This window comes from Morganella sp. Je.2.23, assembly GCF_051129855.1.
GTDB lineage: Bacteria > Pseudomonadota > Gammaproteobacteria > Enterobacterales > Enterobacteriaceae > Morganella > Morganella sibonii.
In genome coordinates this window covers 604,309-622,123 of the sequence record NZ_JBCPSQ010000001.1, presented here as the reverse complement: position 1 = coordinate 622,123, position 17,815 = coordinate 604,309, and the positions used below count along the sequence as shown (strand labels likewise).

Here is a 17,815-nt window from a genome sequence, read left to right as displayed (position 1 = left end):
ACAGAGTACACAGAGTGCCACAGTACGGCGGCGTTCTGCCCTCACCTGTCAGCGGGATTTTGTGGATTTTCAGCGGAATTACCGCTGCTGAACAGTGACGGCGGCAGATGATAATCCGCAAACAGTCCGGCGGCTGACGATACCGCTCTGCCGTTGATCCGGCTGCGGAACCGGAACATATAACCGTTTTCCGTGACCACACTCTCCGGTGATGCGGCAAGCCCCTGAGACTGTGCCGTCAGCAGCCAGCGCAACAGTCCCCATTCCCCCGGATAAGAGGCGGAATACACGACTTTGCCGTGACGGAAATAGTCCGCTGTCAGCGGCTCTGCATCTGCGGCAGGCGGCCAGTAAAAATCCTGCCATAACGACGGGCCGTGCTGGTAGAGCAGCGTGTCATTTCCCTGTGCCAGCCGGATGCCCGATAATTGCGGTGTCAGCGCCACCGGACGTAATGAGATCCGCATATTCAGCGCCGCGGGGGCATCCGCATAGAATAACTGACGTAACTGTCCGGTCTGTGCTTCCGGCTTTTTCAGTGCCGCATACAGCGGATTGTTGTGGTGATCCGGCGGCAATAACTGCATAAAAGTGTCCATCACTCCGCCGGGGGTCAGAAAAGTATGCAGATCATCCGGTTTCACGCCCTGTGCATTGTGGCTGAACGGGTAGTACGGGGCGAGCCGGTCACGCCAGAACGGGTAGACGGTGGTCTGCCATTGTCTGTCAAGATAGTGTGCCGCCAGACCGGACTGTAACTGTGCAGACGTCTGCTGCCACTGCCGCAGCAAAGTCTCCAGTACCGGCGGCACATTTCCCGGCCCGGCCTCCGGCAGCTCCGTGCTCTTCATTACCTGCTGATAGCCCCATGCCTGCGGATCATCTCCGGCCATTCCCTGCTCCCAGTACTGCCGGAGAGATACCGACGATTGCTGCAGGGCAGCCAGCGCCGGTGACGGCATACCCTCCGGAGTCAGTAATACGTGCCATGCGGAAAACGCGCGGCTGATATTGCCCCCCGCCGGTTCATCTGTTTTTTTATATTGACTGAACGCGGATTGCAGCCGCCCTGCTTTTCTCAGCTTACTGCTGAGCTTGCTCATCCCCAGTAATGAGGCAGTCTGCTGTCCGGATTTCAGATCCGGTGCGGCACCGGGTTTCGCCGCCGCAAACGTGGTGTTGCGGCTGATCCCCTGCACCAGCGCCATCACCGGGTCACTGAACGGCTGTTCTGTCAGCCGCAGTACCGTGATCAGTGCTTCCGGCGAACCGGTATGACGCGGTGCCAGCGATAACAAAAACTGCTGCCAGTAGCGGATATATTCCTCATCATACTGACGGCTGATTTGCGCGATGATACTCTCCGGGGCAACCGGTGTATTCTCCGCCCACTGTTGCAGGAGATCCGCAAACCGGGACTGAAAATCCGGGTCTTCCCACTGTGCCTGCCAGGCGGTGTAACCGGCTTTGGTCATGTTATACGGGACCGACAAAAACCGGTGTTCCGGCTGAAACAGTGGTGTGATATCCGCCGGAAACAGGGTGTTCAGCGGCACCGTGCCATGTTCCCGGAGAAACTGCTCCCGCAGCACCGGGTAGATCCATTGCGCGGGTTCAGACGCAGCCACTTTCTGCCGTGCCTGCGCCACCAGCGCGGCGTTGTATAAACGGCGTTCCTCCTGAGTCAGCGGCTGAACCGGATAATCATCCAGCAGAGAAAGAATATCATCACCGCTGTCAGCATCACTGATATCTGTTCCGCGGTGGTCATCCGCAAACAACTGCCGGTAATCACCGGTAATCTGTAACAACTGCGGTGAAGATGATATCACCGCCTGTTGCAGACGCTGCTCCCGCTCAGCAGCCAGCAGCGGAAATAACACCGTGCGGATCTGCTGCTGATAATCACGGTACAGCGGCAGGAAAGAGGAGGAGAACCAGCGCTGATCATACTCACGGCGGATCTCTGTGACCACCGGCTGTAAAAGATGCAGGTGGCGGACCCGTTCTCCGGCCGGTGCCGGTGCAATGCGTGACAGATATTCAAGGTGTTCGCTGAGAGTCTCCTGCTGTACCTGAAAATGGTGCCATTGCATCACACCGGCGGCGGCCGTGCCCGCCAGACACACGCTGACCGCCAGACAATACCCCGTCAGTCTGCGCCGTTCCCGCCCCGGACAGATAACTTCATCACGGCCATGAATAACCCGTTCAAATAATGGTGTGGCGATATGCTGTTCCCCGCATTCCGCCGCGCACAACAGTGCCGATGACATCACCAGACGTGTGCCCGCCGTGTGCTGGTGCTGCAGGGCCGCCACATACTGTGTCTGTCTGTTAAGGTGTGCCTCCAGTTGTGCGGGGAACGACAGCACGGCCGCATTCTGTTCCGGCTGCCCGTCTGTCAGCCCGGTGAATTGCTTCCGTTGTAATGACAATATTAAATCCGCCGTAAACTGTACAAACGGGGCATCGGGCAGCGCTTTCCGCTCACGGCTGAAATCCGTGCTGTGACAAAACTGTGCCCGCTGCGGATCGGCAAATCCGCGCCGCAGAGCAGGCACACTGCCGAGCCCCGGGAACATCAGATGCAATGGCGGGCGGCATCCGAGCAAAACTGAAAATGTGATACAGGCTTCATGGTGCTGCCGCCCGGACTGAATCACCTGTTCATCACTGAGCGCCGCAAGTGCCGGTGCCGGAGACAATAAGATAAAACCGTGCAGCGGCTGAGACGGATTCAGACGCACCAGGTGACGCGCACTCTCCTGCCCGCCATCTCCGGTGAGCCACGCCGGTGTGCTGATACGGATCACGGTATTACCTGCCTGATAACAGAAAGGCACCTGCTCTTCCGCCAGCGGGGTAAACCCGTGCTGACGCATAAACACCTGTGCCTGCGGCAGATCGTCACACAGCAGCCAGTAAGTGCTGATGCGGCGCCTGTCCCACCGGGGTGCCCCGCCGCTGCGGCGCAGACGGCGGCGTGTCTGATACAGGTACCGTCGCAGCTCACGGCGCTGTTGCTGCCGCTGTAACTGCTTCACATCCGGCTCTGCCCGCCACGAGGTTTTAAACAGTCCGTAAACCGCAAGACACAAACTCAGCAGCGACACAAATACCGGCAAAAGTGCGCTGCCGCCCTCTGTCAGCCAGTAATACCAGGCCGTTGCGGTCAGTCCGGTAAGCAGCAGAATCACCAGCGCATACATTATTGCGGTTCTGATTTTCATCACCAATCTCCGTTGTTCAGAACAAGGCTGTCAGCGCATCACTCACTTGCTGTAATAACTGCTGATAACTGAAATCCGCCGCCGCCCGGAATGCTGCGCACAGCAGCAGTGAACAGGAAAAAATCAGCGGCAGAGGAATACATTTCGCAGGCCGGTTCCGGACGGTACAGCGTCCCGGCGGCGCAGACAGCGAGTCCTGACGGCTGCTGATCAGAATATGGCGCAACCGGCTGTAACAGGCGGCCAGAGCTTCCGGTCGTGCGCGGTATTCCCCGCGGAATCCGAGTGATAACAGATAAAACTGTAATTCGAGAAAATCCCGCAGCGGAACGGGGTTATGCACCGCAAGGTGCAGATAGCGGAAAAAGTCCTCTCCGCCGCGCCGGTTCTGAAACACCGCCCCGGTCAGCGTATGTTCCTGCCAGACCGATTCCGCTCCCCACGACGTGCTCAGCACCGCTTCATCCAGCGCGGCACACCAGACAAAGGCACTTTTCCCGATCAGGGAAGGATGCAGCTGACGGGCGGCGCAAATCCGGTAAAACCGGCTCACGCCCTGTAACATCTGCTGCCGGAACAGTGTCAGATCCGGCGGAGTCCCGCCCTGCACCAGCATAATCAATGCCTGAAGCAGCGGTTGTCCTGCGCTGATCAGCACATTTTGTCCGGTGTCCGGATGTCCGGCTTCTGCGGTTGTTACGGAACCTGTCTCCATGACGTATTACCTCCGGGTTATCAGGATGGCATTCAGCCGGGCATGCGGCAGCTGGCCGTCAATGTGCAGCGCCAGAACCGGGTCGTCCTGTGCCATCTGCGCCCACAGCGGGCTGCGGATATCCGGTTCAAAATAAATTGCGCCCGGATGTGTTGTGATCCCCTCCGGAACGCTGTTCAGATGCAGCAGCGGAATACCGGTCAGCCCGTTATTCACACAGGCCGCTATCTGACGGTTTCCGGCCAGTTTCAGCAGGCGTGCTGTCCGGCCTGCATCCGGCGGCCTGCCGCTGTCATCCGCATATTCCACGATCAGGCGGCTTTGCTCCGCAAAGGCGGATCCCGGCAGCGCAAGCCGCAGTAAACGCCGGGTTGTCAGCAGCCGGGTATCCCAGTTCAGCGGCTGTATATGCTGCCGGGTCTGCGGGGCAAGAAAGTGCTTCAGTGACTGAATACAGGGCGTAAACAGCCCGGCGTGATCGTCATTCCGCCACGGTTGCGGTTCGGGCGATGGTGTCGCGGCCAGCGCATATAAAACGGATTGCAGATGCAGACAGAAACGGTAAAAATCCCGGCAGAAGATACGATCGTCCGCCGCCAGACTTTGCAGTTGTGTCAGCAGCGGTTGTAAATGAAGACAAGCCGTTTCCCCGGCCGGAGCGTTATAAAGCCACTGAAGCCGCTGTACCAGCAGCAGCCGGATATCCTCAGCCCTGCGGCTCAGCCACGGGTTATCCTGCACAAACAGATACGGCGCACAAAATTCCGCCTCCGGCAGCGGGTGTCCGGCTCCCTCCCGGCAGTGCAGCCGGGCAACCGTCAGTCCGGTTTCATCCTCACGGCACTGTGAGGCACATTTAAGCTGAAGATTCAGATGCGCGGTACTGGTCATCACCGGTTCACGCATCTGCGGTTCCCGGTTTTCACTGACGCTGAGCGGTTTTGCGGTAAAACGATCCGGCGCACTGCTCAGCGGCAGAGTCAGCAGAAACGTCATATCCCCCGCCAGTCCGTCCAGACTGACACTCAGCGGCGTATCCGTGATAAACGGTGTACCGTCCGGCATCACACCGTGTGCCTGTAACAGCGTCAGTTTTCCCGCCCCCGTCAGGGACTCATCTGTCACCAGCCGGGAAAAACCGGCAAGACCGCCGCTCAGCTGTTGTGTCACATCACGCAGACAATGGCTGTGCAGACGACTTTCCTGGATAAAATGCTCCGGCTAGAGAAATAATCCCTCCTGCCACCAGATACCGGCCGTTTCATTAATCATCATTGCCCCCTGCTGAGAGTGACAATGTCTGCCCGTCCAGAAACAGCGATATCTGCATCACCGGCAGCGGAAGAACCGCAATCACCTGCTTGTTACCTGCCTCTGCCGCCGAGAAACCGGCAAGCACACCGATATGTGTCACACCGGGCTGCAATTGCAGCAACAGCGTTTCCAGACCGCCGGGATAGACCGGCGCCGTCACCTTTCTGGCCAGCAGCTGTTCTTTGAGTAACCTCTGATCCTGCTGCCACAGCGGCATAAAGCGTTCACGCTGAAAGATTTCATCGCTGCTGAGCTGGTAGATCCGCAGCACAACCGGCGCCGGACGGTTATCCACATTCGGGTTACTGTTTTCATGCGCCCGGATCACCACACGTAACAGACCGGTATCCGGCGGTGTCCCGAAGCGGCAGGACACCGGACCGAAAAATAAAAAAATAAAAATAAACAGATAGATACGTCGTTTCATGATGACTGAATAATTTGGGTGTAAAATTCACTGCGGAAATAATCTGTCAGTTTGGTTTTCAGATGGTCATCCGCGATCTGCTGGCTGAAGAAATGCTTGTAGGTCTGCCAGTAATCAATTTTTCCGGCAATTTTCTGGTCACGGTGCAGTGCTTCCAGATGCTGAGGGGAGATATCACGGATTATTTTTTCCGCCGCCAGGTCCAGTGCCCGGCTGATTTCCGGCAGCAGTGATTGCAGCAGCACCAGTTTGTCGCCGGCCAGTACCGGCGGTAAAACAGCTTCCGGCGCCGCCGTAAACACGGGAACGGGTTCAGGAACAGGCACACCGGCCGGTTCAGAAACACACGCCGGTTCCGGTACGGGTTCTGCAACCGGTGCAGGGCTGCCGTACGGTCTGGCCACCGCTGAAAAATGGTAACGGATATCATGCGGTGCCGGTTTTTTCACCGGCGCGGTGCCGAGGAACGGGTCATCATCAAAACAGGTGTTATCATCTGCCGGAGAGAACAGGCTGCGCAGGGCATTTTCTTCGCCCTGTGTATTCAGCGGCTCCGGTGTCCGGCTCAGCGGGGAAAAACAGGATACCAGCAGCCGGAAAGCGCCGATCCCCAGCATGTCGCCGTCCTGTAACAGATAGTCCGTGCCATGACCCAGCGCATCGTGCCGGTTATTGATAAACACGCCGTCACGGCTGGTATCGGTCAGAATATAACCGGCGGCAGTGCAGCGGAGTGTGGCGTGAATATCCTCAATACGGGAATGCGGGTCATCCAGCACAATATCGGCCTGAGCATCACGCCCGATAGTGCCGTCTCTGCCGTCAAAACAGTATTGTGACAGAGGGTTATTCTCCGGCGCGCTGACTATCCGAATCGTCAATGACATAGCGGTGATCCTGATGTTAATCAATAGAAACAACGGGGTTATTATCAGTCACTGATAATGAAACCCGGGTAATGGCAGTCTGCTGTCTGCGTTTTTCAATACAGGCTTCGGCAATCTGCGGCAGAAGTTTACCCGTGATCCCCTGCTCAACCGCTCTTGCGCCGGTTTCTGCTGAATAAGGCAGTGACAACAGATAAGTGACTAATTCATCTGAATAATCAAACGCGCACTGATAGGTTTCCTGAATGCGTTTACCCACCCGTTCCAGTGACAGCCGGGCAATCGCCGCCATTTCCGTGTCATTGAGCGGGTAGTACGGGATAATGGTGGTGCGGCCGAGAAACGACGGCCGGAAATGACGCAGCAGTGCCGGGAAGATCAACTGCACCAGCCCGGCTGTACCCGGACGCTCTTCACGGCAGTGCGCCGCAATCTCTTCTTCCGCCGCATTGCTGGTCATAATGATGATCGTGTGACGAAAATCGATTTCCAGCCCTTCACTGTCAGCGATACGGCCTTTGTCGAAAATCTGATAAAACACGTCATGAATGGCCGGATGCGCTTTTTCCATCTCATCAAGCAGCAGGATCGTATACGGATTGCGGCGCACGGCTTCGGTCAGCACACCGCCTTTGCCGTAGCCGGTATAGCCCGCCGGGGCACCCAGCAGCATGGAGACTTTATGCGGCTCTTTAAACTCCGTCATGTTCAGTGTGACCATCCGCCGTTCGTCGCCGCAGAGCGCCTCACAGAGTGCCAGAGCAGTTTCGGTTTTGCCGGTACCGCCCGGGCCGCACATCAGAAATACCCCCTGCGGCCGCAACGGGTTATTCAGACCACTGCGGGCAATGCGGATAGCCTGTGCCACCGCCGCAACCGGCGCGGTCTGGCCGATCACCCGTTCCGCCACTTTTTCTTCCAGGCGGCTCAGCCGGGAAATGTCATCCGCGGCCAGATGCCCGGCCGGAATGCCCGTCCACAGCGCAATAACCTCCGCAATATGATGGTCATTCACGGCATCTGCCGCACTTTCCGGAGTGACGGAGCGTGCAACCGATAACCCGGCGCAGGCGGTATCCAGCAGACTGATCGCTTTATCGGGCAGTTGCCGCTCCGGCAGATAACGGACAGAAAGCCGTACCGCCGCTTCACAGGCAGCTTCCGTCACCGGCAGGCCATGATGCTGTTCCAGTACCGGTTTCAGGGTATTGAGGATGGTCAGCGTGGTGGCCTCATCCGGCGGAGCGATTTTTACCGGCTGGAAACGCCGCGTCAGCGCGGGATCCGGCTCAATAAACTGTTTGTATTCGGACCAGGTGGTTGCAGCCAGCGCTCTGAATTCACCGCGTGCCAGCGCCGGTTTGAGGATGTTGGCCGCATCCCCCTGACCCGCCGTGCCGCCTGCCCCGATCAGGGTATGGGCTTCATCAATAAAAATGATTTTTTCTGTGCTGCCGGTGCGGATCTCCGCCAGCAGGTTTTTCAGCCGCTGCTCAAATTCCCCTTTCATAGCGGCACCCGCCTGTAATGCTGTCAGATCCAGCTCCCAGACTTCGCAGCCGCGCAGACGCTCCGGCACATTGCCGTCACTGATCTGCTGCGCCAGGCCTTCCGCAATGGCGGTTTTTCCCACACCAGCCTCGCCGACCATAATCGGGCTGTTCTGACGGCGGCGGCAGAAAATATCCAGAATCTGGCGGATTTCACTGTCACGGCCAATCACCGGGTCGAGCTTTCCCGCCCGCGCCAAAGCCGTCAGGTCGCGGGCATACGTCTCCAGCAGTGTTGTACCGTAGCTGTCCTGTGCCACCGGAACGGCGCCCGGCGGCAATGCCGTTATCTGCCGCGCCAGCCACTGTGCGTCCACGGATTGTGCCCATGCCGTCACTGCAGGCGGAATGCCGCTGCACGCTGACTGCCGCAGCAGTTGTAACAGATGAATATCACTGATCTGCTGCCCGCCCTGATTCAGCGAGACATGCAGCCAGAGCTGTTTCATCAGTTCTGTCAGTTCCGGGGCAAACACCGGGGACGCATCCGCCGCCTGCGGCAGCAGCGCCAGTGCATCATTCAGGCTGTATTGCAGTGCCGCATTATCTGCCGGTGCCTCACACCAGTACAGATCACGGCAGGCGGCGATCATCAGCAGCCAGTGCAGCGGTGTGACCGCCCGGTGATGACGGCGGACACACTCCTGCGCCGCATCCTCCAGTGCCGTCACCAGCGGCGGCGATAACCGCCGGATAAGTTGATGTAAATCGATAGTCAGCATAGCGGTTCCTTGTCAGAGCCGGGTATTTCGTCCCAGCCGTAATGCGGCAGCAGCAAGTTGTGCAGGCATCATCTGTGTGTTATCTGTCCGGAAAATAACGTCAAACGTCAGCGGACGGCGGAAAAAGGTACGGATAAATAATCCGAGATAATGGTGATATTCTCCGCCGGTCTGCCAGCTGTCGCGGGGTTGCAGCGGATCAGTAAATACATGTACCTGCAGATGCGCATTCCGCAGATAGCAGTGCGTGCCTGCCAGCGCACCGCCGCCGAGGCAGTTTCCGGTGCCGGCAGGCGGGTGATACGGCATACGGACAGGCGGGGCGTACTGAAATTCTGTGCGGCAGGCAAAAAAAGCCGATACTGTCCTGTTCAGTGCCCGCAGCCGGGTATTGCCGCCCCATACCTGCGCCGCTGCCGGGTAACAGACAGCCGCTTCCGGCAGCAATGTCTGTATCAGCGTTGTCAGCGGTAATTCCGCAGCAGCGGATTGTCCGCCGTGCTGCCGGTCTGCCGTCTGCTGTAACCGGCGGCAGACCGCATCAAAAACCAGAAAAAAATCCTGCGGGGCGGTCTGCTGGTGAGCCTGTGCATATTCCGCCACCGGGCCGGTAATATAACGCGGCAGCACACCACCGGTACCGAGCAGGCCGGGGGGATCAGAACGGCTCATCAGCGATCCTTACCGGCCCGTGATATGCCGCACCACGGTCATTACGGCAGCGCAGTATGAGCTGAATAAATTCATGGTCATGACTCAGTGCGGAGAAAAGTGCTTCCAGCAGTGCGGCAAAGAAGGCCGTTCCTGCCACGGGCGTGTTGTGTGCCAGTGTGACGGTAATATGCCGCCCCGGAATCGTCAGCGGAAGGTGATGATAAAAACGGACAGTCACGCCGGGTGAGGATGTGACCTCTTCAATGGCGGCAATCAGCGCGGTGATCACCGGTGAATTCTGCCGGTCATACAGCGACAACAGGGCTTTGAGTGGTGCGGCACCGTCCGGTGAATCAGTAAGATCCGTCAGCCGGGTCTGCCGGAGCCGTAAAAAGAGCGCGCACGGATCCGGCTGCACCGGCAGAGGAAGCTGCATTGCCCGCTGAGCAGCCATAGCATGATAGGTCAGCGGATCGGCCTGCTGCGGTGTGACCGGTTCTCCGGCCGCTGTCTCTGCCAGCGCTCCCTGAGTCCCTCGTCCGCACACAACCCAGAGCCGTTCATGTCTCTCCCCGCTGTCTTCATCAGATAACAGGCAGTTAAGATGTGTCACGTTTCCCGTCGTGCCGCACACCGGCTGCCAGCAGCAGCCAGAGCGCTGCGTGACCGGCTGATGGTACAGCTGCGGCACCGGCCGGGCAGGCAGTGTGGTGATATCCGTCACCGCGTCCGCTGAATACAAAAGTACGTCCGCCCGGGTATCTGCGCACAGCGGGTGCGGATTGGTGTCCGGCGATACCCGTAACGGCTCACTCTGATGTTCAAAGCAGTTTGTCAGAACCGTACGGAACAGCACGATGCTGTCACTGCGGGCAAAGCGTGCCGGTTCCGGCAGCATGTCGCGGAAAATAAATGTCAGTGTGAAATCCTGCCCGCTGCACTGCTGCAGTGAATCCGCCGGTGATATCACCGTGCCTGCCGCCTGTTCCGGATACCACAGCGCGTCATATAACAGTGCCTGCACATTATCTTCCGCTTCCGTACGCTGAGTCAGCGGTAATCGCTGACACGCCTGCGGCGGTAAAAACATCTCTGTTTCCCCGGCATTCAGCCGGATGGCGGCACACTGACGGTGAACAGCATCATCAATCAGCCAGGGAAGCTCGCCATCGCCGGTAAAATGCAGCGTCAGAGATGTCAGATTCAGTTCTGATACCGGAAGCCCCGGCACGGTCACCGAAAAAGTCAGTTGCAGGGAACAGGCTGCGGTACGGCTCTCCCCCTGCTCCGGATAGATCACCGCCTGCGGAATAAACCGGTGTCCGGTTATTGCCAGCGGCGTCAGCGTCAGCGGCTGCTGTGTCCGCCAGTGTATGGTATCCCCGGCGGCGTTCAGGGTGGTGAACGGTGTATCCGCCGCCAGCGTCTGCACCTGTGCCGCCGCCTGCGGTGTGAATACCACCGGCAGCAGCGCAGGCACCGGGCGCAGGTAGTCCGGAAACACAGTACGGACAAGTGTTTCTGTCAGCTGCGGCGCAGTCAGATCCAGCTGCTGCGCCGTCAGACCCGTCAGATACGCCACGCCATCGAGAAGCGCACGCAGTTGCGGATCGGTAATCGTCTGTCTGCTGATCCCCAGCAACTGCGCCTGATGCGGATGCTGACGACAGAAAGCATCCAGCCCCTCCAGCAGCTGCTGCCGCTGCTGTTCAAAATAATATAGTGTGTTGTCACGCACCGGCGGCCTCCGTGTTTATCAGTTGTCCGGCATTAAAATCCAGACAGACCGGCAGACACACTTCCCGGCCGCCGTACAGTGCGGTGATCTCAAAATGAATCTGATGCTGCCGGTATGAATGCGGCACGATGCTGACACTCACCTGCTGTAAGCGCGGCTCATAGCAGCGGATAAGACTTTCGATTTCCTGTGTGATTGCCGTGAGATGGAATTTTCCCTGCGCCCGCAGCAGATGGCTCTGACCAAACCCGGCGATACCGCTGCCTTTCCTGCCGTCCTGCCAGATCGGTGCTCTGGCGTTGATGATCCGGTACAGATGCGCCGTAACCGCCCGTTCCGTACAGGGCTGATACGGCGGCTCATCCGCTTCGTGGCACAGCCGTTCGAGCAGGCTCATAACAACACCTCTCCCTGCGGCCGGGAAAACCAGAGTGTGAGATCCACATTCGCCTCGCTGATATCGTACTGATACTGCGGCTGCAGGCAGATACGGCACTGATAACGCGCCGGATCCGCCGGGTCCGCACTCATGATGACAGACGCACGGCGCAGCGGATAATCAGCCATAATGACATCCTCGCCGTAATCAACATCGCTGACATAACGTTTCAGCCATTTTTCCACTGCACGCTGACACGCAGCCGGGGAATCAAAATTGCCGATTTTGTCGCGGATCTGCGTCCGGATGGCATGCGCAAACCGGCATGCCATCAGATTCACCGGCAGCATGGTCAGTTGCCGCCAGCGGGGCTCCGGCGGCAGCCAGACACTGTAATAACTGAAAAAACCGTACTGCCCGCTGAGATACAGTGAAGTACAGGCGGTCAGCCCCTGTTCTGCCCAGAAATTATCCTGTTCGCAGGCCAGATCGGTTTCCGTGACTATCTCCGGCGGCGTAAGCGCATCTCCTCCTGTCAGCGGAGCCACTATCGCCCCCTGCGTGCCGCCGCTGTCATAACTGCGCAAAAAGCCAAACCAGCTGATCCGCTCAAACTCACGGATAACATTCATCACCACCAGCCAGGCAGCATTGCCCCATAATTCCCCGCCATGCGGATTATCCGGCTGATAAACAAAACCGCAGCGGGGTGTTGTATGCGGATAACGCAGCAGAAAACGCGGCAGCGCGAGATAAAGAAAGCGCGCCTGTTCGTGACAACGTAACTTTTGCCACAGGCAGTAATCCGGGCTGTTCAGAATACGGGAAATTCTGTCGTGATCCGCGGAGAACCAGTGCAGGTCATCTCCGGTAAAATGCGGGTCAGTTCCGGTGATCACCGGACATAATGACACCTCTCCCAGCTCAGCCAGCCGGGTGGCGGTATACAGCTCGTCATACTCACCACCGCCGGTAAACACCATCTGGTGATCCACCAGCAGCAGCCCGAACGGCAATCCCCCCGCCGTGTTCAGTTCACGCTGATACAGCAGGCGGTATAACAGGGTATGACGGATATCAAAGGCGGTGTTCAGCTCCCGGGCCAGCAGCGGCCAGGAGAGATCCAGCAGACGGATAACCACCCGCCGGGGGGATGTAACCAGGGCGGTCAGATGACGCAGACTGCGCCAGCGGGCTTCCAGCGCGCAGAAATCCGGGTGATGCAGCACCTGTTGCAGCTGAGTGGTGCACAACCGGTCGATACTGTGAACAGCGTGTTGTATCAGCGCACAAAACTGACTGTGATCCTGCCGGGCCGCCGCCTGATGCAGCGCAGTCTGAAAATCCGTCATCCGTGACATCCTGTATTACCCGCCCGGAATATCCGCCACCATCCGCAGCGAAGCCGTAAGCGCTTCCATCTGCAGCCATGGCCGTATCCACGCCACCGCCGCATACATACCGGGACGGCCGGGTAAATCTGTCACAGTAACTTTGGCCTCCGCCAGCGGATGCGTGGCTTTGGCTTCATTGCCGATAGCATTGGGATTAACATACTGATGCAGCCAGCGATCGAGGGATTTTTCCACATCCGCCGCCGAAAGATTTGAACCGACACGGTCACGGCCAATCACCTTCAGATACTGTGCGATACGGCTGCTTGCCATGACGTAAGGCAGTCTGGCTGAAATTGCCGCATTAGCGGTCGCCGCCGGATCAGTATAGATTTTCGGTTTATGTACAGTCTGCGCGCCCATAAATACGCCGTGTGCAGCATTTTTGTAATGCACCAGCGGCAGAAAGCCAAGGTCACTGAGCTCTTTTTCCCGCTCATCGGTGAGATTCACCTGTGCCGGGCAAAGCTGAACGGTGTCACGGGCATCATTGCGGTAAATATAATTCGGCAGATTATCCACTTTGCCGCCATTCTCCGCCCCGCGCACCGCAGTACACCAGCCGAAGCGGCGGTAAGCCTGTGTCAGCAGCAACCCGTAAGCATAGGCCGCATTGCTCCAGACAAACTGATCCTGTGACGATACCTGCGCAGAGCCGTCCGCCCGCTGCGGTAATTCCTCAAACTCAAATCCGCTGATACTTTTTCCGCCGGTGCCGTAAGGCTGACGCGCCAGGGTTTTCGGCAGTGTCAGTGCCACATAACGGGATTCATCGGAGGAGCGGAATGCATTCCACGAGGCATACGCGGGAGCATCAAACCCGGCGGCCACCGGTTTGCCGTCTGCAAATTGGGTCACTGACTGAAAATCAAACATCGACTGCCCCGCCGCCGCCACAAACGGCGCATGTGAGGCACTGGCCACTTCGCCGATGTAACGCAGCAGCGCCACATCCTCATCACCGTAGCCAAATTCAAAATCCCCGAGCAGCACCCCGTACGGCTGACCGCCCGCGGTACCGAACTCCGCCTGATAAACACAGTTAAAAAACGGGCTGCGATCAATCGCCGGTGCATTCTCAAACTGTTGCAGCAGCTCGGTTTTGGTGTAATCCGCCATACGGATTTTCAGATCAGCGCCGGGGTCACTCTCCCTGACCAGCTTATGCAGCCCCAGCCAGCTGCCCTCCAGCCGCCGGAAATCCGGAGCGGTCATCACTTCGGATAATTGTGCTGAAATTTTTTCATCAATCAGTGCGATCGCTTTACGCAGCGTGAGCGTCAGGTTTTTGTCCCAGCTCACGGTGCCCGCCATGGCCTGACGGGTCAGCGCGCTCATCAGATCACGGGTGGTATCCGGCGGCGTCTGCACGGTGGCCTGCACTGCGCGATCCAGAAAACTGAGTTCCGCCGTGCTCTGTGATGCTGCCGCCTGTTGCTGCAGGGTGTCGCTCATCAGCGTTCCTCCTGTACAGCCAGCTCGGAGGAAAGCGAACTCAGCGCTTCAGTGTTTTGCAGGATTTCTTTGAGCAACTGCTCCAGATCACGGGAGCGGTCTGCTTTGCTGAGCAGCGTTTTCAGCTGATTACGTGTTTCAACCAGCGATTTAAGCGGTGCAATCTGATTAACCAGATTTTCCGGATGGAAATCCGCCATCGAGGTAAAAGAGAGTTCAACCGGAAATTCACTGCCGTCATCACTGAGTGTATTGGTGACATTAAAGGTCAGTTCCGGGTTTACCTGCGCCATCACATCATTAAAATTGTCGTTATCAATACCGGTAAATTCCCGGTCTTCCGGCGCACATTTTTTATCCGCCGGTTTGTGGCCGGAGAAATCACCGACCACCCCGACGACAAACGGCAGCTCCCGGTTTTCTGATTCCCCGTTTACTTCAACATCATACGTAATACTGACGCGGTTTTTATTTACCCGCTTGTGCTGTGCATTCATTGCCATAACAATTTTCCTGCGGTTATCAAGAAAACGGGAAGCCCTCAGGCTTCCCGTTCAGTATTATTTCGCGCCGGACAGCAGTTTGCCCTGCGGCAGGTTGTAAGTAACAATGCCGCCCTCTTTCAGCTCACCGCCTTCCAGTTCATAGGAATGTTTCTGTGAAATCTCCACATAGGAGAACGTGATCATTTCATGCGGCTGTGCGCCGTCATAACCGCTGACGTTGTAACCGGTCAGGCGGGCATGAGAAAGTTTGATCTGGAAATACACCGATGCACCGGAACCGTCAGCTTCCGGTTTGGTAAAGGCGATTTCCACCGTTTTACCTTCTTTGCCCGGATTAAACAGGAAAGAAAGCAGATCTTCCGATGCACCATCAATCTGTTTTGCCACACTGACCGGCTGAATCGCGACCATACCGGAATCGGCGTTATTGCCGTTACCGATATCCATCGCCACATTGCGGGAACCTCCCCAGCTGTAAGAATCCACCGCAAACCAGTTTGTGCCGTCCAGGCCGATAACTGTTGCGCCGCCTTTAATATCAACGCCATCAATTCGCATATAAATACTTGCCATAACTATCCTTATTATGTGTGTGTAATAATTACCAGCGCAGTGCGGTATTACCGCGCTCTGCCGGTAAGGTCGGGTTTTCATCTGCGGATGCCGTGCCGGATATAGCGCTTTCCGGCTCCGGCAATTCCGTCATCTGCATGTCATTCAGACCGGTCAGTGAAAAAATCCGGTCCAGCAGTGTACTGTTGTCTTCCAGTAATATTTCCTGCCACAGCCCGGCCAGAGACATCTGTCCCCAGCGGATGGCTTTTTCCAGCAGGTAGGAGATCGGGCTGTGAGGTTCGCTGTCTCTGAAATAGCGCGAAATTTCGCGCAACTGCCGCAGTGCCGTATCACGGTTATGATGATTACGCTGACTGAGTGCCGGAAAATCCGGGCGGGCGGTCTGTCCCGCTGCCGGCGATACCGGTTTTTGCGGCGGAGATTCCGGCTGTACATCCGTTACCGGGGGGGCTGACAACGGCAGACCGCTGACAGCCATCACAGCGCTGCGGTAACCGGTCAGTAATTCGGTAAAAAAGGCGGGATGTACTGTGCCGGCAGCGCTTCGTGCCGCAAAAAATGCAGCCAGCGGCTGTAAGTGCGCCAGGCACTGTGTCAGCATATCAATGCGCTGACGGGCATCTGTCCGGGCTTCTTCAGAGCGCGCCGGGAGATCCGGCAGCGCTCCGCGGTGCTGACATTGCAGATAATGGTAATAGGGGATGTCATCCGCCACCGGCAACAGTAATACCGCACTGTAAAACAAACAATTTTCGGTACCGGTGCCCAGAATCAGACTCAGTTCCTGTAATTTTATCTGCTCTGCCTGCGGGTCTTCCGTATGTTGCGGCGGCAGGTGTTCCCAGTGCTCTGTCATCTGGACAGAGAACCAGGCAAGAGACTGCTCAAGGGCGCAGAGAGACGGGTCCTGTAAAATCTGACACCAGAGATACCAGCCGGAAAGACTGATATCACGGGCAGTATCTGCCAGAACCGGAAACAGCGCATCCGCCAGTGCGGTCTGATCGGCAAGCATCTGCTGCCGGTGCTGCACCCTGCTGTCCTCATCGGTTTGCTGTAACAGGCGGCGCAGTGAAGACTGGGCGATATTGAACAGATTACGCAGCGGCCGGTAACGGGCACTGTCTGCTTTTAAATACTCCCCCTGCGGCTGTGTTTCACAGACGGGCAACCACAGTGCTTTCTGCTCATCCTGAGACAATGGCATACCTTTCCCTTTACTTTCCGAGCCTGTTTTCCGATGCGGAAAGTAAACCATATTGAAAGGATTACCACTGTCAGCAACTTCATTGATTTTTTTAGCTTTGCGCCAGACTGCGGCAGCAGATTGTGCAGGAGAACACCGTCGGCACTGAATTTACTTTATCTTTTAAAAACATAAAATTAGCTTAAATATCAGATAATAATCCTGATCATCCTTTATTAGCAGACTTATTATTTTAGCTTTACCCATTATTTTGTGATCTGTTGCTGTTTATTTTTGATGAATTTCAGCGGTAAAATAAAAACAATAATCCGCCCTGAAGATTTATTCAGGACAAAACTCGGTCGGCGGTGAAATTATCACCGCGTTTGCATAATGTGGCTAACTATCATGAGTAATGTAATTGCGTTTACTGATGCGGACACCAATCCCTGTATGCAGTGCGGGGCATGCTGTGCCTATTTCCGGGTCTCATTTTATCACGGAGAAATGGATATCACGGGCGGTGTGGTACCGGCAGAGATGACAGAAAAAGTGAATGATTTTATGGCCTGTATGAAAGGTACAGATCAGAAATCCCCGCGCTGTATCAATCTTCAGGGGGAAGTCGGTCAGTGTGTGGCATGCAGTATCTACACACAGCGTCCGTCCCCCTGCCGTGAATTTGATCAGTCATGGGTCAGCGGTGTGCACAATGCCGCCTGTGACCGGGCAAGAGCCGCACACGGCCTGCCTCCGCTGGAACCGCCATCCCGGCATAATGATCACGCCGCCTGAGCACCGCCGTTTTGCACTAACGTTTTTACGGCTGTTCAGGTAGGATAGCAGCATTAAAATCAGACTGAATAAGGACAGCCGTATGAGCGATTATGCACAAAGTGTTGCTGATGTGGAAAAAGCCATTGAGAGTAACAGTATCACTGAAATGAATGAACTGATGGTCAGCCTGGGTGACAGTAACCCGCTGCCGTATGAACAGCGTTATGAGTTACAGCAGCGCCTCCGTCAGGCGATAATGGATCACGGAAAAATACATCACTAGTTAATTCTTATTCCGTACC

At 56.7% G+C, this 17,815-nt stretch carries 16 protein-coding genes; 2 read left to right on the top strand and 14 right to left on the bottom strand.

Going from position 1 to position 17,815, the window contains the following annotated elements; genetic code table 11:
* Positions 1-41: 41 nt before the first annotated feature.
* The 14 genes from AAZR23_RS02835 to AAZR23_RS02770 are packed head-to-tail and all read right to left on the bottom strand — an operon-like array spanning position 42 to position 16,757.
* Positions 42-3,233: an ImcF-related family protein gene (locus AAZR23_RS02835; RefSeq protein ID WP_434690439.1), complete on the bottom strand. Its 3,192-nt coding sequence runs from the start codon at positions 3,231-3,233 to the stop codon at positions 42-44.
* 16 nt (positions 3,234-3,249) lie between these two features.
* The gene (gene icmH, locus AAZR23_RS02830) at positions 3,250-3,948 is read right to left on the bottom strand and encodes a type IVB secretion system protein IcmH/DotU (protein WP_434690438.1); all 699 of its coding nucleotides are present in this window, start codon (positions 3,946-3,948) and stop codon (positions 3,250-3,252) included.
* 6 nt (positions 3,949-3,954) lie between these two features.
* Positions 3,955-5,157, bottom strand: a complete 1,203-nt coding sequence (tssK, locus tag AAZR23_RS02825; RefSeq protein ID WP_434692375.1) for a type VI secretion system baseplate subunit TssK — start codon at positions 5,155-5,157, stop codon at positions 3,955-3,957.
* Between the two features lie 55 nt (positions 5,158-5,212).
* Entirely contained in the window at positions 5,213-5,689 is a 477-nt protein-coding gene (gene tssJ, locus AAZR23_RS02820) for a type VI secretion system lipoprotein TssJ (protein WP_434690436.1), read from the bottom strand.
* The gene (locus AAZR23_RS02815) at positions 5,686-6,576 is read right to left on the bottom strand and encodes an FHA domain-containing protein (protein ID WP_434690434.1); all 891 of its coding nucleotides are present in this window, start codon (positions 6,574-6,576) and stop codon (positions 5,686-5,688) included. Before AAZR23_RS02815 ends, tssJ begins: the two co-directional genes overlap by 4 nt.
* Positions 6,577-6,592: 16 nt before the next feature.
* Complete coding sequence (locus AAZR23_RS02810) at positions 6,593-8,848, bottom strand: AAA family ATPase (protein WP_434690433.1); 2,256 nt, start codon at positions 8,846-8,848, stop codon at positions 6,593-6,595.
* 12 nt (positions 8,849-8,860) lie between these two features.
* Positions 8,861-9,520, bottom strand: coding sequence for a type VI secretion system baseplate subunit TssG (locus AAZR23_RS02805; RefSeq protein WP_434690431.1), 660 nt, complete (start codon positions 9,518-9,520; stop codon positions 8,861-8,863).
* The gene (locus AAZR23_RS02800) at positions 9,507-11,240 is read right to left on the bottom strand and encodes a type VI secretion system baseplate subunit TssF (RefSeq protein ID WP_434690429.1); all 1,734 of its coding nucleotides are present in this window, start codon (positions 11,238-11,240) and stop codon (positions 9,507-9,509) included. Before AAZR23_RS02800 ends, AAZR23_RS02805 begins: the two co-directional genes overlap by 14 nt.
* A complete protein-coding gene (locus AAZR23_RS02795; protein ID WP_218427985.1) occupies positions 11,233-11,637 on the bottom strand; it encodes a GPW/gp25 family protein in 405 nt (134 codons plus the stop codon). Before AAZR23_RS02795 ends, AAZR23_RS02800 begins: the two co-directional genes overlap by 8 nt.
* Positions 11,634-12,971 carry a type VI secretion system contractile sheath domain-containing protein gene (locus tag AAZR23_RS02790; protein WP_434690426.1) on the bottom strand — a complete coding sequence of 446 codons (1,338 nt, stop codon included), beginning with the start codon at positions 12,969-12,971 and terminating at the stop codon, positions 11,634-11,636. Before AAZR23_RS02790 ends, AAZR23_RS02795 begins: the two co-directional genes overlap by 4 nt.
* A 15-nt stretch (positions 12,972-12,986) precedes the next feature.
* Positions 12,987-14,468, bottom strand: a complete 1,482-nt coding sequence (gene tssC, locus AAZR23_RS02785; protein ID WP_434690424.1) for a type VI secretion system contractile sheath large subunit — start codon at positions 14,466-14,468, stop codon at positions 12,987-12,989.
* A complete protein-coding gene (gene tssB, locus AAZR23_RS02780) occupies positions 14,468-14,971 on the bottom strand; it encodes a type VI secretion system contractile sheath small subunit (protein ID WP_166707469.1) in 504 nt (167 codons plus the stop codon). Before tssB ends, tssC begins: the two co-directional genes overlap by 1 nt.
* A gap of 57 nt (positions 14,972-15,028) precedes the next feature.
* Positions 15,029-15,547: an Hcp family type VI secretion system effector gene (locus tag AAZR23_RS02775; RefSeq protein WP_166707468.1), complete on the bottom strand. Its 519-nt coding sequence runs from the start codon at positions 15,545-15,547 to the stop codon at positions 15,029-15,031.
* Positions 15,548-15,575: 28 nt separating this feature from the next.
* The gene (locus tag AAZR23_RS02770; protein ID WP_434690421.1) at positions 15,576-16,757 is read right to left on the bottom strand and encodes an ImpA family type VI secretion system protein; all 1,182 of its coding nucleotides are present in this window, start codon (positions 16,755-16,757) and stop codon (positions 15,576-15,578) included.
* A 387-nt stretch (positions 16,758-17,144) separates the two neighbouring features.
* Here AAZR23_RS02770 and AAZR23_RS02765 point away from each other — a divergent pair, with 387 nt between their 5' ends.
* Both AAZR23_RS02765 and AAZR23_RS02760 read left to right on the top strand, forming a co-directional pair.
* Positions 17,145-17,531 carry a YkgJ family cysteine cluster protein gene (locus tag AAZR23_RS02765; protein WP_166707466.1) on the top strand — a complete coding sequence of 129 codons (387 nt, stop codon included), beginning with the start codon at positions 17,145-17,147 and terminating at the stop codon, positions 17,529-17,531.
* 82 nt (positions 17,532-17,613) lie between these two features.
* Entirely contained in the window at positions 17,614-17,796 is a 183-nt protein-coding gene (locus AAZR23_RS02760; protein WP_004241466.1) for a DUF2526 family protein, read from the top strand.
* The last annotated feature ends 19 nt before the right edge of the window (positions 17,797-17,815 follow it).